Raw genomic sequence first — 26,365 nt, forward strand, 5'->3', positions numbered from 1 at the left:
CCATTTCGATGGCTTGGCGTTTTTTTTATGTGTATGAATGTTCACTATTATTTAAATAAATATGAATTAATACGAACTTAATTAAATAAAAGGATTGACTATTGTTCGTTTTCGTTTCAAAATGAAAAGGCATACATAGGGGGTATAACGATGAGAAAAGCAATTATGACTACAATGATCAGCGTTTCATTATTAGCAGTAACCGCGTGCAATGATAATTCAGCTAGTTCCAGCAACACAAATAACGTAGCTGACTCTGCGCAGCCTGTCTTAAAAAATGTATCTGTACATGATCCGTCGATCATTATGGCAGATAACAAATACTATGTGTTCGGCTCTCATTTAGCATCTGCTAAATCAAATGATCTGATGTCTTGGACTCAGCTGTCCTCTGGGGTGGTAGAAGGAAACGTACTCATTCCTAATGTCAAAGAGGAGTTTGCTGAAGCATTAAAATGGGCACAGACGGATACCTTATGGGCACCCGATGTTATCCAATTGGCGGATGGCAAATACTATATGTATTACAATGCTTGTAAAGGGGATTCCCCGTTGTCTGCACTCGGCATAGCTGTGTCGGACAATATTGAGGGACCTTATAAGAATAAAGGAATCATTCTGAAGTCAGGTATGATGGGCAAGGGTGATGATGGAGAAATATATGATGCCACTCAAAAGCCGAATGTAGTAGATCCGGATGTGTTCTTTGATAAACAAGGGAAGCTGTGGATGGTCTATGGCTCTTACTCCGGTGGTATTTTTATTATGGAACTAGATGCTAATACAGGCTTCCCGCTGCCAGATCAAGGTTATGGCAAAAAGCTTCTGGGTGCGAACCATGCTCGGATAGAAGCTCCATATATGCTGTACAGTCCGGAAACGGATTACTACTATCTGTTCCTATCCTACGGTGGTCTGGCTGCAGACGGTGGATATAACATCCGTGTAGCTCGTTCAAAGGCGCCTGATGGACCTTTCGAAGATTCTGAGGGTCAGGATATGATTAATGCACAAGGATCGCCATCCGTATTGTTCGATGATCCAGCATATGCTCCTTATGGAGTGAAGCTAATGGGGAATTTCGAATTCTTGAATACGGATGACGAGCTGCCAGTGAGTGGAGAAGGATATGTATCACCAGGTCATAACTCAGCGTTTTATGATGAAGAGAATGGCAAGTATTATCTGATCTTCCATACACGGTTCCCGAATCGTGGAGAAAAGCATGAGGTAAGAGTTCATCAGATGTTTATGAACAGTGAGGGCTGGCCGGTTGTAGCCCCGCACCGCTATGGCGGAGAGAGCATAGAGAAATACACAAAAGAGCAAATTTCAGGCGAATATAAATATGTAAACCATAACAAAGACATTACTGCTGATATCGTGCAGTCGGAGCTGATTGAATTAACTAAAAGCGGTAAGATTAAAGGAGCAGTAAAAGGGAAATGGAAGCTTATTGATGATCATACTGCTGAGCTTACCATTGACGGTTCTACTTATAATGGGGTGTTCCTGAAAGAGTGGAATGAAGCAACAGCTAGTAACGTTATGACGTTTACTGTGGTTTCCAAGGAAGGTATCTCTATCTGGGGGAGCCACGTATCAACGATGGAATAATAGATTTTTTTTGAAATTGGCAGTAGAAACGGGGTTCCACTTAGTCCTGAGAATGACTAAGCTGGAACCCCGTTTTATGGATGAGTGGTCAATCTTCAAACTTTCGAATCACAATGACAGCATTATGCCCACCGAAACCAAAGGAGTTAGACATGCCTATAGTAAGATCAGATTTTCGCGCAATGTTCGGGACATAATCTAAATCACAGATGGAATCTTTGACCTCCTGATTAATGGTAGGTGGGATGATTCCTTCTTGAATGCTCTTAATTAGGGCAATGGCTTCTAGGCCACCGGCCGCCCCTAAGGCGTGTCCAGTCATGGACTTATTAGCGGTTACGGGAATCTGGTAGGCTTGATCACCGAATAACTTCTTTATCGCAAGGGTCTCAGAGCGGTCACCTACTACTGTACTCGTGGCATGAGCACTAATTACATCCACCTCTTCGGGCTGGAGATTAGCTTCATTCAGGGCCAGCTTCATCGCTTGATAAGCACCAATTCCTTCTGGATGGGTGGCGACCATATGATAGGCATCAGAGCTGGCACCATAACCGATAACCTCTCCGTGAATCTTGGCGTTTCTACGCTGTGCATGAGAAAGTGACTCCAGAATAACTATTCCGCCACCTTCACCGATAACAAATCCGTCACGTTCCCCGTCAAAAGGGCGACTCGCCTTAATCGGGTCCTCATTTCGAGTGGATAAGGAGGTGGCATTGCCGAAACTGGCTAAAGAGATTTCAGTAATGGCTGCTTCTGATCCACCAGCAATTACGATGTCGGCACCTCCATAACGGATCAACCGGAAGGCTTCACCGATTGCCGTATTTCCAATAGAGCAGGCAGTTACTGGAGACATTGTAGGACCTAAGGCTCCTAATTTAATGCTGATCATCGCCGCAGCCATATTAGAGATCATCATGGGAATTAAAGTGGGGCTGACCCGATCTGGTCCGCGGCCCTTTAACACATTCCCTTGTTCCATCAAGGTTTGAATTCCACCAACGCCTGATCCTACATAAACTCCGAGACGTTCCTTGTCAATCTTATCAAGCTGTAGACCGGAATGTGTCCAGGCATCTTCAGCGGCTGCCAGGGCGAACTGACTAAATCTATCCATTCTGCGTGCTTCTTTACGGCCAAATCTGGCCTCCGCATCGAAATCATGCACGATTCCCGCGATCTTTGTCTTAAAGTTAGAGGTATCAAATGAAGTGATTGGGGAAATACCCGACTCACCAGAAACTAGACGATCCCAGAATTGTTCTATTGTATTTCCAAGGGGCGAGATTAAGCCCATACCTGTAATAACTACGCGTTCCATAATGAACCTCCTCAAGAAGTGTATACAGGTATTTTTCCACTTATTTTATCCTATTACAAGTTATCGTTTATCCTAGTATAATTTGTACTATACTAAAGAATGTAACAGAGAGGAGAGTAAGCGTATGGCTAATCAGACGAGATTGCAGGCATTATCAGATTTCTTAAAAGCACGCCGTGCTGCGATCTCACCCAGCTCTGTTGAACTGCCAGAAGGCACACGCAGGAGAACGCCTGGACTTCGCAGGGAAGAAGTTGCACAGCTAGCGGGAGTAAGCAGTACCTGGTATACGTGGCTAGAACAGGGCAGGGATATTAAAGTATCTTCGTCTGTTCTGGACTGTATTGCGACTGCCCTAAAGCTAACTAATGATGAGCGGAAGTATCTTTTTGCACTAGCACTAGAGACTGGAACTGGGAACGTTCTATTTCAGCAAGAGGAATCCTCAGTAATAAGTCCTTCTCTACAGAAAATCTTACAGGAGCTTAAGACTTGCCCTACGATTATTTCAGACCGACGTTGCGGGATTGTTGGTTGGAATGAGGCTGCAGCATATGTGTTTCTAGATTTCTCTAAGTTGCCCATCGAGGAGAGAAACATGATTCGTTTGTTATTTGTTCGTAAGGAGTTCAGACGTTTAGCTGTAAATTGGGAACAATTCGTAAGTGGTTATCTATCCATCTTCAGAGCGTATTACGGACAATATGTAGAGGATCGTTGGTACGATGAATTTATTGAGGAATTAAAGGGACTGCATCCAGCGTTTAATGAAATGTGGGAACATAGTCGTGTAAGCTCTGCTCCAGATGTGCTATTGGAATTCAGACATGCCAAAGCAGGGAAAATGTTATTTCATTTAACCTCACTACAGGTTCAGGGCAGCACAGATTTACGTTGTAGTATTTATACGCCTGCCGCGGATTCAAATACTGAAATCAAACTGAAGCAGCTTATGGAGCAGCATAAAGAATGACACAAGTTCCCACCTGCAAGGTTTTTGTAAAGGCTAATACTCTTATTCATAGAAAACGGGCATGTCCCCTAGCCATCTACATGGCTAGGGGACATACCCGTTTAATTGTCCAAAGATTAATGAGTGGCTATATTCTTTTTATTGGCGTATTTACTTCCATAGATTCTGTACAATATCAATCCGAACAGCATACCGATAAATGACATCACAGAAATTGTTAAATAAAGGACCTTACCTCCAAAGGCTTCATATAATGCTCCACCTGCATAAGAGGCGAGAATTCCTGATACACCGAAGAACAGTAGCGCCAACACAGTTTGACCCGTAGCACGCCATTCCACAGGCACAATACTATATAGATACTGAATAGCTGCGGAGTAGAATACCGGGAAGGTAAGGATTTGTAAAATCTGTAGATAAGCTAATAAATGCGGATCCAAAATCCAGGCCGAAATAAAGAATCGAAGAAAATAAAAGGCTCCAGAAATCGAAATAATGATTAGCTCTTTTCCTTTGCGCAGCCACCAAAAGCTTAAGGCAAACACAATAATTTCACTCATTGCGGCGATAAAGAACGATTGGCCAACTAATTCAGGACTGCCACCAAGCTCGCGAATATAAACTCCAAGGAAGGTATCGTTCATTCGTGCGGGAACGGAGCTAATAAAGATGAGCACTAGAAATAGCAGTGTTTCTCTATTGCTAAGAAAATGCTTCAGGCTGTCAAGTGTGACCGGTTTACCGGTCACCGGAGCATCTGGCATGAACCAGCTGACTACAAAGCTTGTAAGACTAATCGCGACGAACAGCAAGGCCATCCCTTGTGAACCGAAATAACTCATCACATAACCTGTGAGTAAGGCCATAACACCGTATCCCAACGCACCGTATGTACGTATTGAACCATAACTGATTCCAGCTGCCTCAGAGATCCGGAAATTCAGGCTTTCAGCTAGTGGATCGATAGGCATTAAGAAAAAATAGAGCAGCATCGCAAAAAGAATAAGTCGCACGTAGCTGCTAGAATCGAATAAAAAATATCCCGTTACCGCAGAGCATAACAACAGAATTAACAGCACTTTGCGGATCGTTCTTGTTTTGTCACTGATCATCCCCCATAAGGGTTGAGCAATAATGGTAACAAACCCTCCAGTACCAATAATGAATCCAATTTGCGCGGGGTTAAGACCCTGCTCCCCTAGATAGACTGGCAGAAAAGGAATGAACATAGCCAGCAACGCAAAATACAAAAAGTTAAACCCTCGTAATAGTGTTGGTGCATTCATAAGTCTCTTTACCTCACGTATTTAATGATATTTGTATAGTTTCAATTTGGTTATTGTATCACGGATGTTGAATGATTAGGATATAAATCTATGATAAAAATATACTATTCTCCCATATGATATATCCATTCAAGGTTCAGTTCATTTTCATAGAATGTTGTATAACCTTGAAAGGAAGTGTTAAGAATGGCGTCAATTATTGATTATGGTTCTACGTTTTTAACTGTTGATGGTCCAGTATTGGCGGTTGGTGTTGGTCAAGGAATAACTACTACCTCTGTATTTCTTGATCCGGCTAATCCTGCAACTTATCGTTCGAGAGTTGAGCTAAAAGCGAGTTTCGGTGTTGATAGTTTTTCATTTACAGATGATATTCGCGTAGATATTTACAGAGGTGCTACAAAAGTATACAGTAGCCCGCTCAATCGATTCTTCGATCCTGGTAACAACCTTCAGATTGTAAACGTGCTTGCTGTGGATGGTGGACTGCCGGGAACCCAAATTTATACACTTGGTGTTCTATTTGCTAATAGTAATAATGCTGGAAGTTTAATTCAAATAAAAGGCCCAATTACATTCACAGCTACAGCAATTGGTCTATAAGTTAGCTAGCGTATGAATTAACTAAAAGCTGCACCAATTCTCCGCAATGGAGAGAGGTGCGGCTTTTGCTGCTATACATATCCCGTCAGCTCACTATAGTGATATAATAACCGCAGTAATAGTATAATTAAAGCAAAATGCAAGGAGAAAAGCCGATGATAAAGCTGGTATCATGGAATGTAAATGGCCTTAGGGCATGTGTCACTAAAGGGTTTAATGACTATTTCAAAGAAGTAGAAGCAGATATTTTTTGCGTTCAAGAGACTAAGCTGCAAGCAGGACAAATTACTATGGAGCAAGGCGAAGAATACGAGCAGTATTGGAATTACGCAGTGAAAAAGGGCTATTCAGGCACGGCAGTGTTCACCAAAATCAAACCGATCTCTGTGAGATATGGGATGGAAGAAGATGAAGAAGTAGAAGGTCGGATCATTACATTAGAGTTCGAACATTTTTATCTGGTCAACGTCTATACGCCTAATGCCAAACGAGATCTGTCTCGATTGGAATATAGAATGGAATGGGAAGACCGTTTCCGTAACTATCTCTTAGAACTGGACAAGCGTAAACCAGTTGTTGTCTGTGGAGACCTAAACGTTGCCCATGAAGATATTGATATCAAGAATGCAAAGGCTAACCGTGGGAACTCCGGTTTTACGGATGAAGAGAGAGGGAAAATGAGCACACTGCTAGAGTCGGGCTTCATAGATACGTTCAGATATCTTCACCCGGAGCTAGAGGGAGTGTATTCATGGTGGTCTTATATGCCGAAGGTGAGAGAGCGGAATGTGGGCTGGCGAATTGATTATTTCTTAGCTTCTTCTAGACTTGCACCTAATGTAATTGATGCTCAAATTGATTGTCAGATCATGGGTAGTGATCATTGCCCAGTCATGTTGAAGCTAGCTGATTTTTCGGAATAAAAAAAGTGATAAGGCCGCTAAGTTCCTGCATAGGACAAAGCGGCCTTTCTTTTATTAACTATACCTATTGTATTCTTCCAATTATATCATCGAATTCAAGCGGTCCCATATTCACATTAATCCGCTGCTTAAGGATTAGAGTGTTCTCTAGAATATTAATATCAAGTGTAATCAAGAAAGGCATTTCAACAAATAGCAAGGACAACTGAAGTTGATCTTCTGCAGTCCAAGTAAAGCTGGACATAATCCGGTTCATGAAAGGCTCCAGGATGAGTGCAAAGCTTTCGAGCCATTGTCCTCGGCCTAATCGAATAACATTCTTTTCACCAAGTTTAGTTATTAAAGTAACTTCAGCTTCATCATTGTTGAAGGAGATAGAGATGGTAGCTAGTGAAAATTGGTTATCCTCGAGTGTGTAGGTTACACCATTAATTTGATCTTCTAGAGAAGATGACTGCTGCGATTGTGGAGGGTCTATCGATAATTTCTTTAATTGGTCTGCCAATTTGGCTGCTAATGCTTGTTCTTCCAGAAGAGGGACATCTTTCATATTGGGTAATAAATGCTCCCACACTGCATTCAAAATACCTTGAATACTATTTGAAGCGGCAGTAATAGCAATTACCGCATTCTGATCAGGAAGAACAACGCAGAGTTGTCCGAATGCGCCATCGGCGCGGTAGGCTCCGTGTTGGCATCTCCAGAATTGATAACCATATCCGAGCGCCCAGTCATGATCGCCTTCGCCATTGGAAATGTGTTTGGAAGTTGCTTCATTAATCCACTGTTCAGGCAGGATTCGTTGATTATTCCAGATCCCTTTTTGTAAGTAAAGCTGGCCGAATTTAGCGATATCCTCTGTGGTAATGCTTAAGCCAAATCCCCCCGTGTTAATTCCACGTGGACAAGACTGCCAAGTTGCTCCGTGAATACCGAGCGGAGCGAACAGACGCGGTTCTAGATATTCTAGCAGTGTTTGGCCAGTAACTCGTTGAAGGATCGCGGACAGCATGTAAGTGGCGCCGGTATTATATAGAAAATGTGTACCTGGTTGTTTCTCCACTGGGACTGAGAAGAAAGCTTTAACCCAATTCCCGTCTGCACTTTTATGAAGTGTGTCCATAGTATCCACGACATGCCCGGTACCCATCATCAATAGATGTCTGATTGTCATGTTGGATAGTTTGTCAGTGTTAGTCGCAGGAGCCTCTTCAGGGAAGAAGGAGATAACTTCATCGTCGAGCGTAATTAGCTTTTCTGTAACCGCAAACCCGATTGCAGTTGAGGTGAAGCTTTTGCTAAGGGAAAATAGCATATGTGGTAGATCGGACTTATAAGGAGACCACCAGCCTTCAGAGACCACATACCCATGCCTAAGGAGCATGAAGCTATGCAGACCTAAGCTTTGCGTCTCTACTGCATCAATAAAGCTGGATATTGCGGCTGATGATATGCCCTGCTCTTCTGGAAGACTTCTAGACAACTGCAAGCTACTTGTAGTTTCCATTCATTCATCTCCTAAATTTTGAGAATCCTTGCCTTCCTATTTTATAATAAATTCCATTGTATAAATACTATATAAAATGAAGATTTTTAATCCTCTAAAGAGCTGCTGTTGGAGGCATCGGTATGCAATCTTTTCTCAGGCCATGAAATAACATGCGAGGTTCGGCTTAATTTCTCATAGATTAGCTGGTCATCTTTTTTGAATACCTTAATGATTAAATGAATAAAGAAAACTAAATCGACCAGTAGAACAATGAGGTAAGCGACCGTTCTCAATGGTGAAGATAGAAGCCCCGTCACATCAGAATCGATAACAATAGCGTGAAGTCCAAGTATTACCCAATATAACAGACCATATCGGATCATAAGCGCCCAGAAAGAAGCCCGATTACCTCTATTCGTTACCCGAATACGTACAATCCATTTGCCTAAGGTCCGCCCACCAGTGAAAGCTGGAATCAGGATGAAGTAAATCCCTGTTACAATCCAGAAAGCACTTTTTACATCGAATCCATAAAGTACACCAAACCCAATGATCCACACCATACTATCGATGAAAAAAGCAATCCCTCTGCGGGTATAGGAGACTCTTTTGGCAGAACGATCGATATTCGAATCCAGTTGTTCTATTTGTGGCAGTAACCCGTTTATCCAGATAGCAATTCGGAATCCAAAGATCCCTCCCAGCGTGTTGGTAATAAGATCATCGACATCAAATAGACGGTAGGGATGATCAAAAAAGCCGTAGATGCCTGTAACCTGTGTGACCTCAAAAGATAACGAAAGTATGAAAGACAAGAGAATACACATTCCCCAGCGCGTTCGAAAATAGTAACCCAGAAACAATCCAAACGGCACGGTCAAAGCGATGTTAAATATCACCTGTAAAAAAGCAGGCTCACGCAGTAACGACCAATACGTTGAAATCTGATCAGGTATGATCTTAGAGCCATCTATAATATCTTGTATGAATTGAAGAGGGGCGAGCTGCATCATACTTCCCGAAGGTGCCATATTATGTCTTGACGAAGGCATCGGAAGCAAAACAAGAAAATAAGCGTTCATCAGATAGAGCAGCAATAAGTATAGGATTAAAGCTCTAAGCTTATGGATGTAGCCGTGTCTACGGTATTGAACGATTAGAAAAGGGAGTGTGAAGATCAATGCCGCTATAGGAAACATCATAAAGGCATAAGAAATTGGGAAAAAGTAAGAATGAAACATAAGTCACCTGCCGAATCATTGTTTTTGTGGAATATTGTAGTCTGCTGCAAACTAGCGTTCCCGGCTCATTATAAAATTTTATGATAGGGAACTCAACTTATTTATTTAGCGCTTCCGGCATACATATGTCTATAGAGGAGCGTGAAGTGATGGAGAAAAAGGTGCAGCAGTATTATCGACTGAAGCAAAAACAAAAGGAAATTGAAAAAGAGTTAGCAGAGCTTCGGCAGGATATTCTAAGCTATTGTAGTGAGCAGGGGGCTACCGAGACTGAAATCGGAAGCTACAAAGTGAAGCTAGTGATGCAAAATCGCAAAGAATATGATGATCTCAAGTTATATGAAACCCTATCAGACCCCGAAGTGTGGCGTATGCTCTCCAAATCAGATCCCGCGAAGGTAGCAAGTTTGACCAAGCTTAATGTAATCTCTGAGGACAAGATAATGCATACCTATTCTTTAAAGACCGTAACGTTGCTGCAAGTGGATAAAAAATAAGGATTTACGTGAGCGGTTCCTTTCATGGGGGCCGCTTTATTATATCGAATCGCAACTCTTAGCATTTTGCGTTAAAATAAGAAGTGAAGCTGACCGTCTGCTGTTAAGGAGCTCCGGTGCTTTGGTGCGACAGTAAAGCAACCATAGAGATGGAGGAAGAGAATTCATGAAAGATTTTGATGTCATGTTAGAGAAATATGCGAACCTGGTTGTAAAAGTAGGGGTAAATGTACAGCCTGGACAAGTTTTGATGGTGCATGCACCTATTGAAACGGCAGAGCTTACTCGCTTGATTGTAAGTAAAGCCTATGAAGCAGGTGCTAAATATGTAATTGTTGATTGGGACGATGAAGCGACTACACGTATTCGTTACGAAAAAGCCCCAGAAGATTCCTTCGATTACTATCCACAGTGGCAAGCAGAAATGATGGAGAAGTTTGCGGAAGAGAACGGCGCCATCTTACATATTAAAGTACCAGATCCGGAATTGTTCAATGGTATTGATTCTTCCAAAGTGTCACGAGCAGTTAAAGCGGCAGCTGTTGCTCGCAAAAACTACTCCAAATATACTCGTAATAGCAAAATTAGCTGGTCTCTTGTTAAGGCTCCAACGCGCGCTTGGGCGAACAAGGTGTTCGCTGATCTCCCTGAGGAAAAGCGAGTGGAAGCGATGTGGGAAGCGGTATTCCAGATGAATCGTGTAGGTAGCGAGGATCCGGTTGCCGCATGGAGAGAGCATATCGGTCAATTGAAAGAAAGTCAGGATAGAATGAACGCTAAGCGTTATAAAAGCCTGCATTACCGCGCTCCGGGAACGGATCTGCATGTGGAGCTTCCAGAAGGACATCTATGGCGTGGAGGCGGCGGAGAGAATGATAAAGGCGTGTATTTCGTGGCGAATATGCCAACGGAGGAGATCTATTCCATGCCACATCGTACAGGCGTGAACGGTACAGTAAGAAGCACGCTCCCGCTTAATCTGAACGGACGGTTGGTAGAAGGTCTTTCTTTCACTTTTAAAGATGGAAAAGTAGTAGCATATGAAGCTGAGTCCGGACGTGAGCATCTGACTTCGCTGCTTGCAACGGATGAAGGTGCATCCTATTTAGGAGAAGTGGCTTTAGTGCAGCATGATTCTCCCATCTCTCGCTTGAACCGAATTTTCTACAATACAGGGATTGATGAGAATGCCTCCTGCCATTTCGCGTTGGGAAGTGCTTACCCTGTCAATATTGAAGGCGGCACAAAGCTTACGAATGAAGAGCTTGTCGCACGAGGTGCTAATGTCAGCTTAACGCATGTCGATTTTATGATTGGTTCAGCTGAGCTGGATATTGACGGAGAACTTGCGGATGGCACGATTGAACCGGTATTCCGTAAAGGGAATTGGGTGCTGTAAGGTATAAAATTAAGGTCGTAATCTCGCTTTAGGGGGTTATGGCCTTTTTCTTTGATGTAGAAGCGGACAAGTGTAAAGTCCTAACCCCTGGTCCAGAGTATAGCTTCAAGGAGGGATCGACGCTTGTAGCTGCAAGCGAAGCAAAAACAGCCGGCGCTCTCTTCAATAGAGAGTCCGGCGTTTTTTTATTGCCCTTAGAGATCAGTTTTATTTTGAAAAATAATTAAGGCCCATAGCCTCGCGTACTTCAGACATCGTTTCTTGAGCAATATTGCGGGCACGCTTAGTTCCGGATAATAAGATATCCTCAACAACCTTGGGTCTGGCAGCATAATAGGAGCGACGCTCACGCATTGGTTCAATTAGCTGGTCTAGAGCTGTCGTGATAAGCTGCTTACAGGCAGAACAGCTTATACTGCCACTTTCGCAGCTATCGTGAATCTCTGAGGCGCCATGCGAACGAACAGCACGATGATAAGCATAAATGGGACAAATATCTGGATGCCCAGGATCATTTTTATGAACACGGGCTGGATCGGTTGTGGCTTTACGGATCTTGAAGGTGATCTCTTCTTTCGTAGAGTCCAGCTCGATAGCATTGCCTAGGCTTTTACTCATTTTAGCGTTGCCGTCTGTTCCTATTAGTCTTGGCGTCTCGCTGATGAGCGCTCTGGGCTCCACAAGGATGGGGCTGTACAGCTCGTTGAATCTACGTACGATTTTGCGGGTCAACTCCAGATGGGGAAGCTGGTCTTCTCCTACAGGAATAATCGTCGCTTTACAAAAGGTTATATCCGCAGCCTGGCTAACTGGATAACCTAGAAAACCATAATACAATTCATCTAAGCTGGAATTTTTCGATTCGGCTTTAATCGTGGGATTATGCCGTAAAGAATTCACAGTGACAAACATGGAGAAAAGGACGGTCAGCTCAGCGATCTCTGGGATCATGGATTGAATAAATATAGTGGCTTTATCTGGATTTATACCTGCTGATAAATAGTCTAATGTAATTTCATTCAAGTTTTGACCTAGTAGTTGAGGGCGATCAAAGTGAGTCGTTAGGGCTTGAATATCTGCTAAAAACACAAAAGTATCATATTGCTCCTGTAGCGCCACTCGATTCTGTAAGCTGCCCACGTAATGGCCAAGGTGAAGCTTTCCAGTCACTCGATCTCCAGTTAATACACGTTCTTTTATCATTTGAATTCCTCCTGTTTTGTTGCTTCTGACTAACATTGAGTCGCCACCACCAGCCATCATCCATGGCCATCACCTCCTTTAAATGACAAAAAAACCTCATCCAATAAGGACGAAGTTGTCGTGGTACCACCTTAAATGATCACTCCGCCATACGTTAATATGGTTTTACGATCTTCTCTTACCGGTACGGAGAAGGTCTGAGACAATCTCGATACAGGTCCCTTGATAACGGTGGGAAACCCGGCTTTCCCTACAACATCAGCTAAGATGGTTCGGAAGAGCAACTCTAAAGGCCATTCGATCAAGCGCTGGACACCGGTTCGCAGCAACCACCGGCTCTCTGAAGTCCATGTTCGTTTGTCTACTTACCCTTTGTCAGCGTTGTTCATGATATTTGGGTAATTGTAGTTCTGATGAGCGGATTTGTCAATGGGTGGAAATTAGAGGGTAATAGACGAAGTATCTAGGATTATATGTTCTAGCAAAGTATAACTTAAATGTATATATTCATCAGGAATTATGTCCAATTTATCATTGTTGATTCACAATATAATAATGTATAACCTTGTAACTGGAATGGAGTGATGATAAATGGCGACAAATATAAGTTATGGTTCACAGGCAAAAACCCCCTTAGACCCGTTTACTACTGTTACAACGGTTGCAGGGATTCCTGGAGCTGGAGCGGGTCTAGCCACAGCGCAAGTAAATATTAGCCCGGCTAACCCAGCCTCTTTCTCCAGTAGAGTCGAGTTAAATGGTAGTTTTAGTCTTACTGCACTTGCTGATAGTCAATTTCTTGTTTTAATCCGACGTGCTGGAGTCGATATTTATAAATCCTTTTATAGTTTTACTTCAACTACTGATATTCAATTAAATGCTCAGTGGGTTGATGGTCCTTATATTGGAGTCCACAATTATGAATTGGTAATTCAAAATGATAGCAACTTAACTATAAATCTATTTGGACCCATATCATTCACAGCAACTGCTATTGGAGGAGACGGAGTAATTTAAGTTATGGACAGTTAAATCGATTTGATTTAGCTGTCTTTTTTTTCATGGGGCATAATTTATTTATTTATTTAAAATGTTGTCCTCTAAAACAGCATATTTATCGCCATATTGCTTAATGATATGTTGTTCTCCCCAATTACATAGAGAAGTCAAAATGTCGCTTAAACTATCACCATATTCACTAAGCTCATATTCCACTTTGGGTGGGACCTGATTGTATACGATCCGGTTGATAATTCCATCGGCCTCAAGTTCGCGTAGTTGCTGGGTTAACATTTTTTGAGTAATTCCGGGCATTAACTGTTTTAGTTCCGATGTTCGTTTTTTGCCATGAGTTAAATGACACAGAATTACACATTTCCATTTTCCTCCAATCACTTCGAGTGTGGCCTCAACAGAAATATTGTATTTTTTCTTGATAGTTGTCATGATATCCTCCAATGTATGGGTACTTTTTTGTACCTATGGTACTTTTAAGTGCGTACTATTGATTATGTCCAATTTTACTAATCATAACATTTATCGTTCTTTTTTTATAGAATGTTATAATTTTAAGTGCTCAGTCCCAAAAAAGTTAATATAAATAAAAACCGTTTCTATACCCTCCCCGTCTTAATCTATGAGAGGTTTAGGAGAGGGGGCTAAGGAAGGATATGACGATGACTAATGCAGAAATGAAGAAGGTAACGATTCTTGATTCTAGGAGCGAGACGGATTTCTACGATTCTATATTGGTACATAGAGAACAACTATACAGTATTGCCTATAGCTACTTGCGTAACCGGAATGATGCGCTTGAAGCGATGCAGGAAATGACTTGCCGGGCCTGGATCAAAAGAAAAACATTAAAGGATCCAAAAGCGTTTAAATCATGGATCATTCGGATCCTGATTTATGTCTGTATAGATGAACAAAGACGTAGAAAACGTTCCATGCCGCTTGTAGACGAGAGAATAGGAGAGCAGATTACGCACATTGGCCATCATCGGATGGAAATGCTGTGGGCACTTGAACAGGTTAAACCCAAGTATCGCCATGTGCTGCTGCTTAAATACTACAACGATATGACCTTAAATGAGATTGCTAACATTCTGGATAAACCTGAAGGAACGGTCAAGACATGGCAGCATAAAGGACTCAAGCAGTTAAGAACGATCATTAAGAATCGGGGTGATTGGAACCATGAGTAGTCAGGAGGAGCTTGCCATGTTAATCGATGCTGAACGGATCCCACAGGAGCAAAAAATGGAGAGTGCAGCCGCACAAATCTATGCCATTCAAGCAGGACTCGAACTAGGTAAAAAGCGCGGAAAAAAGCTAATGTTTGCTAGAAGCGCTATGGCTGTACTGACTGCATCTGTTTTGATTGCAGGTTTACTCTTCTTCAATCCAACCCAATGGATGCCACAGCAAGCCTCTACAAGTATTGAATCAAGTGATTGGGATGTGCTGGAGCCTTTTAAGAAGCTGGCTGAATCTGATGTTGATGCCCTTACGTTAGAATCTGCTATTCGAAACGATTATGTGCAAATCGTGAATAAGAGTGCTGAGAAAAACGGATATAAAATCACTCTAAATGCTGTGATCGCTGATGAAAATAAAATTATACTGCTATATACAGGGACTACAAGTGGTGGTCAGGAAATTTACAATGTGAATAGTGTATGGCTGACAGATGCTGTGACGGGACAAAGTGTAGTGGATAAAAATGGGGGTAGAGGTGGGATGGGTTTACATGCTGTGGATAGTATTTATACATGGCTCGGAAAAACTATCTATCCACTAGATAAGGATAAAGCATTTCCAAAAGAGGTGGTGGCGAATTTTCAGATCGCTTCAGTGGATCCAGGAATGCTAGCAAAACCAAAAACGGGAACAGATCTAGCTGACATGCGCTATTCTGATCGTTTAAAGGTGAGTTTCGCTATTGATCCAAAATTCTGGGAACAGAAGACCGAGACAGTAGTTATAAATCAGCCTTTTATGATTGACGGACATGAAGTGAATCTTGCGCAGGTGGAGCTATCTCCTTTAAGTATAGTAGTTAAATTCACGTTAAGTGAGGCATTAAAAACCGATTGGGAGATCAGGAATGAAATTTTTGGAAAGACTCCTAGTGAGTTGACCTCGCGGGTTGGGAAGCGCGAATTGAAAAATAATTCGATTGGCGGAAGTGGCAGTGAGGACGGATTTATAAGTAACTTTAGCAGCAACGTATTGGATCATCCAAAATTCATTCGTTTGAAGCTTGATGCGGGGCCTGATCGCGAGAAAGAGGAGTATATTGATATCTTGAAAAAATAAGCAGCAAGTGATGAGAGTGAGAATGTGATGGGATTCGTAATGCAGAAAAAGGTCCGCTGACAGCGACCTTTTTTTGTTTTCTAGAAGATTAAATATGATTATAAAGTCCTTTTTTAAAATAGTGCTATAATAGCTCTTTGAGTGTTCTGAGCTGTATTTTGATCTATATGAACTAGGGGTGATAGATTTGAGCGTAATCCGTATGGAGAACGTAACTAAGAAATATGAGAATACTTTGATTTTTCGAGATATATATTTTCGAGTTAGCATGGGTGAACGGATTGGGTTAATCGGACAAAATGGTGCGGGGAAGTCTACTGTTTTTAAACTGATAATGGGAAAAGAGGAGCCAACAGCAGGGAAAGTAGAGTTAGATCCCAATGTGAAGATCAGTTATTTCTCTCAATTCTCGGAGCTTTCCGGCTCCTTGTCTGTACAGCAAGAGATAGAATTGTGCTTCGAGCAAGTAGCGCTTATCGAACAAGAGCTTAACCAAATCGGGGAACAGCTTGGACTAGTGACGGATGATGATCAGATGAATACACTTTTAGAGCGGCAAGCGGCGCTTTTTGAACAAATGGATCATTTGGATGGCTGGAATGTATCTGTAGAAATCAACACGGTTCTGATGAAGTTGGGCTTCAATGAAAGATCACGGCATCAACCTGTAGATGAGTTATCGGGAGGCTGGAGGAACCGTGCAGCACTGGCTAAAGTCTTAATTGAAATGCCCGATGTCGTATTGCTCGATGAGCCTACTAACTTTTTGGATATCGAAGGGATCGTATGGTTGGAGCAGTGGCTTCACCGTTATAATGGGGCGATGATTCTCATCTCCCATGACCGGCAATTTATTGACAGAGTAGTCACGCGGACGATAGAAATCGAGAATTATCATTTTCAGGAATATGAAGGCAATTACACCGACTATGTTCGTAAAAAGAAGATGCGCAAAAAGGTGCTTGATCGTCAATTCGAGTGGGAAGAAGAGCTTCTACTTATGGAGTCTGAAGCCATTGAAACCCGCGGGAACAAAAAGTCCCCGAAGGATCGTCTATCACGAAAACTGACAGATATGAAAAAGCGTGTGGAGCCTCATCCAGTGAACGTACTGATCACCGATATCTACAGTAATTTACGATTTCCGGACAAGCTTGGTGAAGTGAAGGGAATTGGACAAAGCTATGATGGTCGGACGATATTCCAGAACATTTGCTTCGATATTCAAAAGGAAGATCGGATTGCTATTGTGGGGCCTAACGGAAGCGGGAAGTCGACACTCATAAAGGTATTGACTGGGCAAGAAGAGCCTGAAACGGGTGGTGTGACTTGGGAACGTGGGGTCAGCTATGCGTACTTCAATCAGATGTGGGACGAACTCGATGTTAAGGATACAGTCAGTCATGCCGTAAATGTGTATGGGCTGGGACTCGATGCTCCGCGGAAAAAAGTGAACAAATTTCTATCGATGCTACAATTCTCGGAAATGGATCTGAGCAAAACGATCGGCAGTCTGTCAGGTGGACAGCAGGCCAGAGTAGCGTTAGCGAAATGCCTTCTCTCTGGCGCGGCTGTCATTATTTTGGATGAGCCAACGAATCATTTAGATTTGACGAGTATTCAGGTGATGGAGCAAGCACTCATTCATTTCCCTGGAGCCGTAGTTACCGTCAGTCATGACCGCTTCTTCATCGATAAAATTGCAACGAAAATGCTTACCTTCGATCCTGAAGCAGGAATCACTGAGCAGAATGTTTAGGATTATGCTGGCAGTCGGATGATCACGGTCGTTCCTTCACCTACTTGACTGGTGATTTCAATCCCATAGGGTTCACCAAAATGAAATTGAATACGATCATGAACATTTTTTATACCAATATGATCTTCATCTAGGGTGTCTGATGGTTGAGAGAGACGAAGACGTAACTGTTTAAGTTTCTCTTCATCGATACCAATTCCGTTATCTTTAACGATAATTAGCATGTCATTCCCCGAAATCATCGAGGAGACTTCAAGGAGACCCGGTTCACTTCGACACTCCAGTCCATGGACGATAGCATTCTCAACGATGGGTTGAAGGGAAAAGTGCATGACTTTAATTATTTCGGTATTAGGTTCTAGCTGTTCAATATATTGAATTTTGTCCCCGAAACGTAATTGTTGGATTTTTACATACAGCCGGACGTGTTCAAGTTCTTCTCGCAGGGTTACGGTTATCTTTCCGGTCTGGATATGAATCCGAAACAATCTACCTACAATCCCCACCATTTCGCCAATCTCTCTTTGCCCATTAATGATGGCTTTCATTTGAATAGATTCAAGTACATTCGCAAGGAAATGTGGATTGATTTGGCTTTTAAGGGCGCCGTATTGAGCTACTTTTTGCTGTGCTTTGGCCATAGAAGATCGCTCGATATAATTTTGCAGGTCTTTCACCATTTTTCGGATTCCATTGTAAAGAACACCAAACTCATCTTGACGATTACTATACAAATCCACATCAAAGTTCCCCATCCCCACCAGCTTAACCTTTCGGCTTAAAAGAATAATAGGCTTAGTAACACGCTCCGATAGGATATACATGAATAAGATCGCAGTGACAAGCGACAAGAGCGCTAATGTTAAAATGATTTTTCCGAGAAAAGTGGCCTGCTTTGTCATCTCTTTCTCATCAATATACTGAATGACCTTCCAGTTGGAATAGGGAGACGTAACAAAGTTAATGTACGAGTCTTTATCGTCAAAAGTACCATAAAAGCTTCCTGTATCATTGTTCATGAAAGTATTAAGCGCCTGAGGCTCTATAGGGATAGGTTGTAAGGGTGAGGTTTCTATGATGTCAGAGCTATAAACACTACCGCCCTTATCGTCTAAAATAATGAATTTTCGTTTGCTATTCTCCGAGAGCTTTAAGATTTCACGTAATGAATCCAATCGGATATCGATTAACATGACGCCTATGGGTTGCTTGCTTCCTTTTTTATTAATAACCCGGGCGATAGAAATAACGGATTGTTTGGAATTGGTGCGATAGAAGGGGACATGGCTGCCAAATAGGATCACTCCGCCTTTTTTCTGCTGGGTCTGTAAATACCAATCCTCCTGGGTATAATCCTTCACATCATAATCCGCACGATTGAAATTGGCAGAGTAGAACACACGTGATCCCGAAAAAATCTGCACACTATCAACATTTTTAATCGTCATCTCAATCCCGCTGATGAAATGCTCAATCGTGTTTCCATACTGAATATTCAGGTCATTTCCTACGTCGTCTTTATGGATCGTCCAATGCTCAAGTGCGGTTTGGAGCTGGCTATCTACCTGTGCGTTCAGTGTACCTTTATCAATACTTTGAAGATATTGGTCAATGTTGAACGAGAGGTTATTAAGGATCAGATTTGAGCTGCTCTGGTATTCATTTTTGACGGCTTGGTTTGAAAAGATATAGATGATTGCGGATATGATCAGGAGTGGGATGGTAATGGTCAGAATCATCAGCATGAAAATTTGACGATTGACATGCCGCATCCGGTAGCGTCTCTTTGGTTGCTCAATCTGCATCATTTTAGGTCACCAGCCTGATTGTTTTCTATAGTCTGATGGGGTCATGTTGGTGATACTTCGGAATGTTTTCACGAAATGCTTATAGCTTTTGTAACCACACATCGTACAGACATCGGTCACTAGAATCTCCGGTTTTTTTAAGCATTCTTGCGCATATTCCATCCGAATTTCGGTTACAAAACGCATATAGTTCTTATCGAGTTTCCGCTTGAAGAGGCGACTTAAATAAGACGGATTATAGAAGAATCGATCTGCTACCATCTGCAGAGTCACGTCTTGATCAATATTTTCTTTAATGAAGGATTTAATATGCTCGAATATGATCACATCCTGTTGGTGGTTGTGTGTCAGTCCTTCGGTATAAACAATCCCCAAATGAATCATCCACCTGCCAAGCCAGTCAAAAAGCGTCTCAAGCGAATCAAAATCATCCACAAAGGTAAGGTTCAGGAGCTTTTCGCTGTACACACCTTCGATATGGATGTGGTTTTTATTGGTGAAGCGGATTATAACACTTATGATTTCCTGAAGAAATGCGAGCCAGTAATCAGGAGAAGAGACATCGGTTTTACTCAAAATATCTTGAGCCAGGCGGTGCATCAGCTGGAGCGTTTCTATTTCGTTAGAACTTTCGATACAGGAGATCATCCGTTTCTTATCATTCTCATCTAGTTGAATTAGGGATGGTTTCTGAGAATTTAAGTTTTCTATCCATTGTGGCACATAGAATAACCTGCAATCTCTCATGTAAAAGCGTTGATATAACATTCGATCGGACTCGTGCAGCAAAGTATGTATTTGTGCAGGGTTCTCCGTCGTCTTACCTATAACTAAATAGAGGCCTAGATGATGTTCTAACGTAAGCGCCTTCAGATATTGATCGATTCGTATCTGTACTTGAGTTTGAAGAGGGAAGTTGTCAGTAGAAGACGGAGATCCCAATACAATAAGACCATAGAGCTTTGTTTTAGATGAATATGTAAAAATAGAGTGCGGTGTAGAGGCATGGAGATACTCATCCACTGCGTAATGAATGAACTTTTCCGCATATTCTCTCATCCATAGGGTGGATTGCGTGCGCGTTTCTCTCATAGGAATGCCAGTCAAAACAAAGGGGAGATAAAGATAGTAGTTACTGTTGAAATTACATAGTTCATGGATAACAGCATCATCTATTACTGAATGTTCTTCCTCTAGCAACAGCTTTACAAGCTCTGCCCCTTCCAGATTAGAACGTTTTAATCGGTCTTGCCGTTTTAGATGAAGCTTGTTCATACAGTTTTGTATTACTAGAAGGCTTTCTTCGTATTCCAAAGGCTTAAGCAAAAAAGCATGTACATTCCCTAGTTGTATAGCCTTCTGAGCATATTCGAAATCGTTGAATCCTGTCAAAATGATAAATAATGTATCAGGAAGCAGATTGCGAATCTGCTCAATCATTTGAAGCCCATCCATTTCGGGCATCCGGATATCGGTGATCACCAAATCAGGCTTCTCGCGTAGCGCGGTGGTCATTCCTTCTCTGCCATTCTCTGCTTCAATAATGCTGTGGATCCCAAGCTCCTCCCAAGCAAAGTAATGTTTTAAGCCCTTTAGTATTAATGGCTCATCCTCTACAATCATCAATTTATACATGAAATCCCTCCGGAAGACTAGAATTATAGTGGATCACTCGTAAGAGAATGCCATTAGATGTAAGATTAAAAGGGTTACATTAAGGCGAAAAAGTGAAAAAATATAAATTCAATTGTTAATAGGTGGAATATGTAATGTATTATAACATTGAAGAGGGGTGGATTGAAGAGATATGTCAGAAATGAACCCTAAAAGTAAAAGGAGTGGGATTCTCCTGAATTTACAATTGATTTATGATTAGCGCAAGGAATGAGAGCAGTACTTTATTCCACAAAAAATAATTGGGGGTAGCACATGAAAGCAATGAAAAAAGGGCTAATGAGTATTGTTGGTGTCGCACTTTTAGGTACACAGTTAGTTGCATGTGGAAATACGAACACAGCGAATTCAGCGGTTACACCAAGTAATAATGCTGACAAGACTGAGCCCGCAGCAACTGAGGCTGCTGCTAAACCAGTAGAAATTACTTGGTGGAATTTTCCGAGCTTTCAAGCTTTAGATGGTGAAGTAGGCAAGTATGAGAAGGAAATCATTGCAGCTTTTAATGAGAAGAATCCTGAAATTAAAGTAAACCTTGAGATGATCACCTTTGAAGGCGGCCCTGAAAAACTGAATGTCGCAATTGCTTCGAATACCGCACCTGATGTGATCTATGATGCACCTGGACGGATTATTGATTGGGGTAAAAAGGATTTACTTGCACCGCTTAACGACATGGTGACTGATGAAGTGAAGAATGATATTTCAGAAGCTTTTTGGAAGCAGTCAAGTGTAGGCGACAACATCTTTATGTACCCGATCAACACAGCGCCTTTTATGATGGCTGTTAATAAATCTATTTTTGAAAAGATTGGCGCTCTAGATTTACTACCTTTGGATAAGGAAGATAGAACTTGGACGTTTGAAGAATATAAAAAGGCGTTGGAAGCTGTAAAAGAAAAGGCACCGGACGTTATTCCTACAGGATTCTTCGCGAAGAGCCAAGCTGGAGATCAAGGCACTCGCGCTTATCTTGCTAACTTAGGTGTATCCCGATTCTTAAATGAAGATAACTCAGCAGTCGCTATCAATACTGATAATGCTGCTAAAGCGTTAGATTGGATTGTCCAAGCTACGAAAGATAAACTCAGTGTCTCTGGTGCAGCTTCACTTGCTGCTGCTGACGTGAACGATTTGTTCCTGCAAGGTAAATTGGCCTTTACACTTAACTATTCCGCTGTACTAAAAGCACAGAACGTATCTAAAAAAATGGTACAGTTCGAAGATATTCTCCTTCCATTCCCTACACTAGATGGTTCGGAACCAAAGCTTGAACCATATCTGGGCGGTATGGCTGTATTTAACAATGGGGATGAAGCTAAGATTGCAGCTTCCAAAAAGCTGATTGATTTTATTGCTAATGATCCTGTATGGGGTAAGAAAAACTTGATTCAAACAGGTGGTCTCTCGGTTCGTAATTCGATTACTGGTCTTTATGACGATCCAGAGTATAAATACGCTGAATATGCACGTAAATTTACGACAGATGCACCAACGATTGCTGATGGATATGCAGATATTCGTACGTTCTGGTTCCCTGAATTACAACGTGCTTTAACTGGAGGCGCAACCGGCAAGGAAGCTTTGGATAGTTTTGCTACAAAGGCTAACGAAGCTATTACTAAAGCAAAAGCAGCTATGAAATAAATAGTGAATGGTGTTCAAAAGAATAGAGTGCGGGAAGCACTCTATTCTTTTTAAAAAAATGAAAATTTTAAAGCTACGCACCTATAAATATCATTATTTTTCATCAGAGAAATGGGGAGAAGGTTGTGGGGACAACGGTACGCAAAATTAAAGGTTATGTGATACGTGACTGGATGATGAGTTATCTTTTCTTATTACCAGCGTTTGGATTTTTTCTTCTGTTTGTAGCCTACCCAATGATAAAAGGGGTTTATATTAGTTTCTTTGATTACTCGCTGAGAGATTTTAGTTTTATTGGTCTCGATAATTATATTTCATTATTTAAAGATGATAATTTCATGAAGTCCATGGGAAATACTTTATTACTCGTAGTGATCACCGTACCGATCGTGATTATCTTTTCACTGTTTGTCTCCATGAATATTTATAAGAAAAAAGAGTTTGCTAGATCGTTTTTCCGCGGTGTGTTCTACTTGCCAGCCGTATCTTCGGTCGTAAGTATTACAGTCGTTTGGGGCTGGATTTACCATCCCAACTACGGAATTCTGAATTATTTGACGGGTTTATTTGGAATGGAGCCTGTTTCATGGCTTGGGGATACAAGAACCGCATTACTTGCAATTATCGTGGTCTTAATAACGACTTCTGTAGGGCAACCGATCATTTTGTATGTGGCCTCCATTGGTAACATTCCTACCTCTTATATTGAAGCCGCAGAGATAGATCGAGCAACCCCTTGGCAAATTTTCCGGAAAATATTATGGCCGATGCTGATGCCAACGAACTTATATATTATCGTGATTACCACGATTAATACCTTTCAGTGTTTTGCACTGATTCAACTCCTTACCTCAGGTGGACCTGTATATAGCACTTCAACTGTTATGTATGGTGTATATGAACAAGCCTTTATGCTAGGTCATTTCGGATATGCCTCTGCAATGGGCGTCATACTCGCAATTGTAATTGGGATCATTTCAATCATTCAATTCAAATACTTTGGCAGCGATGTTGAGTATTAAGGAGGGGACATCATGAATTCTACGAATCCATTAGAACTGAAAGCACCTATTATCCAGTCTAAGAAAGTAAGCGCATGGAAAAAAGAATTAACGATTCCAAAAATAATCGCTACAATCCTATTGATTTTGGCTACATTATTTTTTATATTTCCCTTTTACTGGGTAGTGTCGGGGGCCTTTAAACTTCAAACTGTGGCAACTACCATCCCACCGGAGTGGTTTCCGTTAAAGCCGACGTTACAGAACTGGACAGAATTATTTAAGAATCCAGTAGAACGCTGGATGTTTAATAGCTTTATTATTGCTTTTGCAGAAATGGCTGCGATCTGTATTGTCTCCTCCTGCGCCGGATATGTTCTCGCAAAGAAATCATTTCCAGGACGAGGAATTATCTTCACGATGTTTGTTGCCGCTATGGCATTGCCTAAGCAAGTTATTCTCGTTCCGCTGTTTACGATGTTAGCAGACTTTGGTTGGGTCAATACGTATAAAGGGCTTATTTTACCGGCGATTGGCTGGCCATTTGGAGTCTTTTTGATGAAACAGTTCGCGCAGACGATTCCGGGAGAGTTGATTGAAGCGGCAAAAATTGACGGCAGCTCGGAAATTCGATTGTTCGGAACGATCATTTTACCGTTATTGAAACCAGCAGTTGGTGCACTGGCTATATTCACCTTTATTACTTCATGGAACGATTATTTCAGCCAGCTAATCATGACGCGATCTACTTCGATGATGACCTTGCCACTTGGGGTTGCGACACTTCGAGGCGAATTCACAACGAACTATGGACTGCTTATGGCAGGTGCTGCGTTAGCTTCTATTCCTATGATTGCGATTTTCCTAATGTTTCAAAAGGCATTCACACAAGGGATTACTATGGGTGCTGTTAAGGGTTAACAATTCTCATAACAATGTAAATTAACAATAGTGATTTAAACGATGGAGGCTATTATCTATGAAATCATATAATCTTGAAGCTTTTAAAGGCATTATTATCGCTTTGTACTCCAGTTATGATGCTGAGGGGAATATAGATAAAGAAGCGGCACGCAAATTAGCTCGTCATTATGCTTCTACAGGTGTGAAAGGTCTTTATGTTGGCGGAAGCTCAGGCGAAGGCATGCTGCAATCGGTAGAAGAGCGTAAACAAATGCTCGAAGCAGTTATAGCGGAAGTAGGAGATGAGCTTACGATCATTGCACACGTAGGTGCTCCATCTACAAGAGACAGTGTTGAGTTAGCTGTACATGCTGAATTAGTTGGCGCACATGCGGTATCGGCTGTTCCGGCTATCTATTACCGTTTGTCTCCGGACAGTGTTGAAAGCCATTGGCAGGCGATCATTGATAGTACTTCACTTCCATTTATTATCTACCACATCCCGCAAACGACAGGCTTTCAATTATCTAAAAGCTTGTTAGTGAAGATGGCCGCGCAGGATAAAGTGATTGGCGTGAAGATTTCAGCAGAAAGTACATTTGAGCTTCAGCAGTTTAAGGCAGCAGGTGGAAATGATTTTCTTGTATTGAATGGACCGGATGAGCAGTACTTAGCTGGCCGCAGCATTGGGGCAGATGGTGGGATTGGTGGAACCTACGGGGTCATGCCCGAGCTATTTTTAAAAGTAGAACAATGTTATGGGCAAGGCGATATGGCTGAGGCGCAGAAATGGCAGTTCATTATCAATGATCTCATTGTAGAATTATTATCCTTTCCATCATTATATGGTGCATGTAAAGCTATTCTGAGTTTGCGTGGATTTGAAACGGGCCAACCGAGAATGCCAATTTTACCCATCAAGGCTTCGGATCAGGATCGGCTGGAAGCTCTCAACAATAGAATATTAGAGTATATTCTTGAAGCGAAGGGATAGGGTTTATGATGACTCGAATGAGCGATATCTTTCCGATGAAAGGTCTGATCGTGTCATGTCAGGCACTTGAGCATGAGCCGCTTCATGGTGGAGATACAATGGCAAAAATGGCAAGAGCGGCGGTTCAATCAGGGGCAATTGGAATTCGGACGAATGGGGTTCCAGATATTCTAGCGATTAAAGAAGAAGTAAATGTACCGGTTATTGGACTTATTAAACGGGATATTCCCGGATCAGCCATATTTATTACGCCAACTCTGGATGAGGTGAAAGCAATCGTGTCCGCTAAAGCGGATATTGTTGCATTAGATGTTACGAATCGGGAAGGTCGCTTAGCGTCGGTTAAGCCTTTAATCGCATATGCCCATCAAATGGGTGTGCTTGTAATGGCAGATATATCGACTTTGGAGGAAGGACTGGCAGCGGAAGAATTAGGTGTAGATTTTATTGGTACAACACTTTCGGGCTATACACCATACAGCACACAACAAGAAGGACCAGATCTTGTCTTGCTTCATCAGTTATGCGAGTTCGTGAAGATTCCCGTAGTTGCAGAAGGGCGTATATGGACACCGGAAGATGCGGCGAGCGCTAAGAGGGCTGGGGCATCTTATATAGTTGTAGGAAGTGCGATTACAAGGCCACAGTTGATCACTTCACGATATGTCAAAGCCGTGATCGATTGCTGAGACTTAAGGAG

At 41.9% G+C, this 26,365-nt stretch carries 23 protein-coding genes and 1 other annotated feature; of the genes, 15 read left to right on the forward strand and 8 right to left on the reverse strand.

Annotated features, from left to right (window positions below):
• The first annotated feature begins 150 nt into the window (after nucleotides 1–150).
• Nucleotides 151–1,617, forward strand: coding sequence for a glycoside hydrolase family 43 protein (locus MKY52_RS25110; RefSeq protein ID WP_341054240.1), 1,467 nt, complete (start codon nucleotides 151–153; stop codon nucleotides 1,615–1,617).
• 88 nt (nucleotides 1,618–1,705) lie between these two features.
• Here the strand turns inward: MKY52_RS25110 and fabF are convergent, their stop codons facing one another.
• On the reverse strand, nucleotides 1,706–2,944 hold the full coding sequence (fabF, locus tag MKY52_RS25115; protein WP_149644240.1) for a beta-ketoacyl-ACP synthase II: 1,239 nt from the start codon (nucleotides 2,942–2,944) through the stop codon (nucleotides 1,706–1,708).
• Between the two features lie 124 nt (nucleotides 2,945–3,068).
• Here fabF and MKY52_RS25120 point away from each other — a divergent pair, with 124 nt between their 5' ends.
• Nucleotides 3,069–3,917 (forward strand): helix-turn-helix transcriptional regulator, encoded by an 849-nt coding sequence (locus MKY52_RS25120; RefSeq protein ID WP_341054243.1) that lies wholly within the window; start codon nucleotides 3,069–3,071, stop codon nucleotides 3,915–3,917.
• Nucleotides 3,918–4,033: 116 nt separating this feature from the next.
• Here the strand turns inward: MKY52_RS25120 and MKY52_RS25125 are convergent, their stop codons facing one another.
• Entirely contained in the window at nucleotides 4,034–5,203 is a 1,170-nt protein-coding gene (locus tag MKY52_RS25125; RefSeq protein ID WP_341054244.1) for an MFS transporter, read from the reverse strand.
• A gap of 186 nt (nucleotides 5,204–5,389) precedes the next feature.
• On the opposite strand from MKY52_RS25125, the gene MKY52_RS25130 reads away from it, so the two are divergent.
• A complete protein-coding gene (locus MKY52_RS25130) occupies nucleotides 5,390–5,806 on the forward strand; it encodes a hypothetical protein (protein ID WP_341054245.1) in 417 nt (138 codons plus the stop codon).
• 158 nt (nucleotides 5,807–5,964) lie between these two features.
• Nucleotides 5,965–6,729, forward strand: a complete 765-nt coding sequence (locus MKY52_RS25135) for an exodeoxyribonuclease III (RefSeq protein WP_341055625.1) — start codon at nucleotides 5,965–5,967, stop codon at nucleotides 6,727–6,729.
• A gap of 64 nt (nucleotides 6,730–6,793) precedes the next feature.
• Here the strand turns inward: MKY52_RS25135 and MKY52_RS25140 are convergent, their stop codons facing one another.
• A complete protein-coding gene (locus tag MKY52_RS25140) occupies nucleotides 6,794–8,236 on the reverse strand; it encodes a serine hydrolase domain-containing protein (protein ID WP_341054248.1) in 1,443 nt (480 codons plus the stop codon).
• 86 nt (nucleotides 8,237–8,322) lie between these two features.
• Nucleotides 8,323–9,459: a VanZ family protein gene (locus tag MKY52_RS25145; RefSeq protein WP_341054251.1), complete on the reverse strand. Its 1,137-nt coding sequence runs from the start codon at nucleotides 9,457–9,459 to the stop codon at nucleotides 8,323–8,325.
• 149 nt (nucleotides 9,460–9,608) lie between these two features.
• On the opposite strand from MKY52_RS25145, the gene MKY52_RS25150 reads away from it, so the two are divergent.
• Complete coding sequence (locus tag MKY52_RS25150; RefSeq protein WP_042187563.1) at nucleotides 9,609–9,956, forward strand: hypothetical protein; 348 nt, start codon at nucleotides 9,609–9,611, stop codon at nucleotides 9,954–9,956.
• Between the two features lie 166 nt (nucleotides 9,957–10,122).
• Nucleotides 10,123–11,355 (forward strand): aminopeptidase, encoded by a 1,233-nt coding sequence (locus MKY52_RS25155; RefSeq protein WP_341054253.1) that lies wholly within the window; start codon nucleotides 10,123–10,125, stop codon nucleotides 11,353–11,355.
• 207 nt (nucleotides 11,356–11,562) lie between these two features.
• On the opposite strand, the gene trpS is transcribed toward MKY52_RS25155, so the two are convergent.
• Nucleotides 11,563–12,558 (reverse strand): tryptophan--tRNA ligase, encoded by a 996-nt coding sequence (gene trpS, locus MKY52_RS25160; protein WP_341054255.1) that lies wholly within the window; start codon nucleotides 12,556–12,558, stop codon nucleotides 11,563–11,565.
• A 102-nt stretch (nucleotides 12,559–12,660) separates the two neighbouring features.
• Nucleotides 12,661–12,946, reverse strand: a binding site (T-box leader).
• A 203-nt stretch (nucleotides 12,947–13,149) separates the two neighbouring features.
• On the opposite strand from trpS, the gene MKY52_RS25165 reads away from it, so the two are divergent.
• Nucleotides 13,150–13,575 (forward strand): hypothetical protein, encoded by a 426-nt coding sequence (locus MKY52_RS25165; protein WP_341054256.1) that lies wholly within the window; start codon nucleotides 13,150–13,152, stop codon nucleotides 13,573–13,575.
• Between the two features lie 60 nt (nucleotides 13,576–13,635).
• On the opposite strand, the gene MKY52_RS25170 is transcribed toward MKY52_RS25165, so the two are convergent.
• Nucleotides 13,636–14,004, reverse strand: coding sequence for a winged helix-turn-helix transcriptional regulator (locus MKY52_RS25170; protein WP_042187569.1), 369 nt, complete (start codon nucleotides 14,002–14,004; stop codon nucleotides 13,636–13,638).
• 224 nt (nucleotides 14,005–14,228) lie between these two features.
• Here MKY52_RS25170 and MKY52_RS25175 point away from each other — a divergent pair, with 224 nt between their 5' ends.
• The 3 genes from MKY52_RS25175 (at nucleotide 14,229) to MKY52_RS25185 (ending at nucleotide 17,638) form a co-directional block, all read left to right on the forward strand.
• The gene (locus MKY52_RS25175) at nucleotides 14,229–14,765 is read left to right on the forward strand and encodes a sigma-70 family RNA polymerase sigma factor (protein WP_149644250.1); all 537 of its coding nucleotides are present in this window, start codon (nucleotides 14,229–14,231) and stop codon (nucleotides 14,763–14,765) included.
• Nucleotides 14,758–15,879, forward strand: a complete 1,122-nt coding sequence (locus tag MKY52_RS25180; protein WP_341054257.1) for a DUF4179 domain-containing protein — start codon at nucleotides 14,758–14,760, stop codon at nucleotides 15,877–15,879. The genes MKY52_RS25175 and MKY52_RS25180 overlap by 8 nt, the downstream gene beginning before the upstream one ends.
• Nucleotides 15,880–16,066: 187 nt before the next feature.
• Nucleotides 16,067–17,638: an ABC-F family ATP-binding cassette domain-containing protein gene (locus MKY52_RS25185; RefSeq protein ID WP_341054260.1), complete on the forward strand. Its 1,572-nt coding sequence runs from the start codon at nucleotides 16,067–16,069 to the stop codon at nucleotides 17,636–17,638.
• Nucleotides 17,639–17,640: 2 nt separating this feature from the next.
• On the opposite strand, the gene MKY52_RS25190 is transcribed toward MKY52_RS25185, so the two are convergent.
• Both MKY52_RS25190 and MKY52_RS25195 read right to left on the reverse strand, forming a co-directional pair.
• A complete protein-coding gene (locus MKY52_RS25190; protein WP_341054262.1) occupies nucleotides 17,641–19,446 on the reverse strand; it encodes a cache domain-containing sensor histidine kinase in 1,806 nt (601 codons plus the stop codon).
• Nucleotides 19,447–19,452: 6 nt separating this feature from the next.
• On the reverse strand, nucleotides 19,453–21,081 hold the full coding sequence (locus MKY52_RS25195; protein ID WP_341054264.1) for a response regulator: 1,629 nt from the start codon (nucleotides 21,079–21,081) through the stop codon (nucleotides 19,453–19,455).
• A 294-nt stretch (nucleotides 21,082–21,375) separates the two neighbouring features.
• Between MKY52_RS25195 and MKY52_RS25200 the strand changes: the two genes are divergently transcribed.
• From MKY52_RS25200 to MKY52_RS25220, 5 genes are all read left to right on the forward strand, one after another.
• Nucleotides 21,376–22,767 carry an ABC transporter substrate-binding protein gene (locus MKY52_RS25200; protein WP_042187580.1) on the forward strand — a complete coding sequence of 464 codons (1,392 nt, stop codon included), beginning with the start codon at nucleotides 21,376–21,378 and terminating at the stop codon, nucleotides 22,765–22,767.
• 125 nt (nucleotides 22,768–22,892) lie between these two features.
• Nucleotides 22,893–23,789 carry a carbohydrate ABC transporter permease gene (locus MKY52_RS25205; protein WP_427468745.1) on the forward strand — a complete coding sequence of 299 codons (897 nt, stop codon included), beginning with the start codon at nucleotides 22,893–22,895 and terminating at the stop codon, nucleotides 23,787–23,789.
• A gap of 12 nt (nucleotides 23,790–23,801) precedes the next feature.
• Entirely contained in the window at nucleotides 23,802–24,689 is an 888-nt protein-coding gene (locus MKY52_RS25210) for a carbohydrate ABC transporter permease (RefSeq protein WP_081382857.1), read from the forward strand.
• A gap of 58 nt (nucleotides 24,690–24,747) precedes the next feature.
• Nucleotides 24,748–25,665 carry a dihydrodipicolinate synthase family protein gene (locus MKY52_RS25215; RefSeq protein WP_341054267.1) on the forward strand — a complete coding sequence of 306 codons (918 nt, stop codon included), beginning with the start codon at nucleotides 24,748–24,750 and terminating at the stop codon, nucleotides 25,663–25,665.
• Between the two features lie 5 nt (nucleotides 25,666–25,670).
• The gene (locus MKY52_RS25220) at nucleotides 25,671–26,354 is read left to right on the forward strand and encodes an N-acetylmannosamine-6-phosphate 2-epimerase (protein WP_341054269.1); all 684 of its coding nucleotides are present in this window, start codon (nucleotides 25,671–25,673) and stop codon (nucleotides 26,352–26,354) included.
• Nucleotides 26,355–26,365: the final 11 nt, after the last annotated feature.

The sequence above is a fragment of the Paenibacillus sp. FSL P4-0184 genome, from assembly GCF_038004625.1.
In the GTDB taxonomy this organism is placed as follows: Bacteria; Bacillota; Bacilli; order Paenibacillales; family Paenibacillaceae; genus Paenibacillus_AQ.